The sequence below is a fragment of the Caballeronia choica genome, assembly GCF_001544535.1.
Taxonomy (GTDB): domain Bacteria; phylum Pseudomonadota; class Gammaproteobacteria; order Burkholderiales; family Burkholderiaceae; genus Caballeronia; species Caballeronia choica.
Genome location: NZ_FCON02000453.1, coordinates 1 through 1409, shown reverse-complemented (window position 1 = coordinate 1409; position 1409 = coordinate 1). Strand labels below are relative to the sequence as shown.

The 1409-nt window shown below is 68.1% G+C and carries 2 protein-coding genes; both read right to left on the bottom strand.

Features of this window, described 5'->3' with window-relative positions; all coding sequences use genetic code 11:
- The coding region (locus tag AWB68_RS44915) for a MarR family transcriptional regulator (RefSeq protein WP_087650451.1) at nucleotides 1–296 on the bottom strand (296 nt) is incomplete at its 3' end.
- Between the two features lie 90 nt (nucleotides 297–386).
- Nucleotides 387–1409 (bottom strand): HPP family protein (locus tag AWB68_RS44910; protein ID WP_143282062.1); only part of this gene is annotated, 1023 nt, incomplete at its 5' end.

The following is a 1409-nucleotide window of genomic DNA, read 5'->3' as shown; positions in this document are numbered from 1 at the left end:
GTCTCGCTCACCTGCCGCCTGACGAGATCCAGCGCCTCGCAGCGCGACACCAGCGCGACCACGCCGTGATGCTGCGCCTGGAGACGCTCAGCCAGTTCGCCGACGGTCGCCCAGTCGCGGCCCGGATAGCCCCGGATGTGCAACAGCAGCAGGTATTGCAGCGGCGTGATGCCCTCGCCGTGCGCCGCCTGTTCCGAGAAACGCTCGAAGCGCCGCATCTGATAGCGAAACTCCGACAACTGTTCGAAATCCTTCTTGGCCAGGCTGCGCGCCGCCCCGCGGACGAGTTCCTTCATCGTGACGCCTCGAGTTCCGAAAATGAAAAAATATATCACAAGATGATATTAAACGCCGCAAAGCAGCGCGTCCGGCGAAGAAACGCTGGCTCAGGCGGCTTTGCGCTGATGTAACTGCGTCTGCCGGTACAGGCCCGAGATCAGGTCCGCCTGCGTGATCATGCCGACCAGTTTCTGGCGCGCGTCGACCACCGGAATGTGGTGGTGGCCGTAGTTGGCGAAGATCGGCACCAGCGCGGCGATCGGCGTATCCGCGCCGATCGTGCGGACATGGGCGCTCATCAGCGAGCCGACTAGCCGCGTCGCGGTGTCATCTCCCGCGAGCCAGCGCGCCGGCACGCTCAGCAGCTTGCCGAGCGGCTTGGTCGGCGCGTATTGCGCGAGGTCGGCGCGCGTCACGATGCCGACGATGCGCCCCGCCGGATCGGCGACCGGCAACGCCTTCACGGCGCGCCGGCTCAATATGTCGGCGGCGGTGGTGGCCGTGGTCGTCGCGAAGACGGACGCGACCGGGTGGGACATGATGTCCGCGCAGGTCAACTCGTCGAAGGTGCGGACGTACGCCTGCAACTGCGCTTCGTTCACCACCGATTCCAGGTCGGCCGGGTCGATGTCGAGCATTTCGCCGCGACGCGCCAGCACGAGTTCGAGGTCGGCGCGGGTGAAGCCCAGGTTGGCGTTGACGCTGGATGCCTTGCCCGCACCCGCGGCCTGCCCCGCGACGTGCGGATAGCGGTGCCCGGTGAGCGCGTGGAACACGATCGCCGCCGCGAGCAGCGCGAACGATTGCACCGCGATCGGCGTAAGCACGAAGCCGAAGCCGAGCGAATGAATCGACGGCCCGCCGAGCACGGCGGTGAGCGCGACCGCGCCCGACGGCGGATGCACGCAGCGCAGCGCGAACATCACGCAGATCGCGACGGCAACGGCGAGCGCGGCCGCAACGACCGGGTCGGCGATCCAGGTCGCGCAGGCGACGCCGACCGTCGCTGAAACGAGGTTGCCGCCGATGATCGACCACGGCTGCGCGAGCGGGCTTGCGGGGACCGCGAACAGCAGCACGGCGGAAGCGCCCATCGGTGCGACGAGCAGCGGCAGGTTCGCCGACGCCCC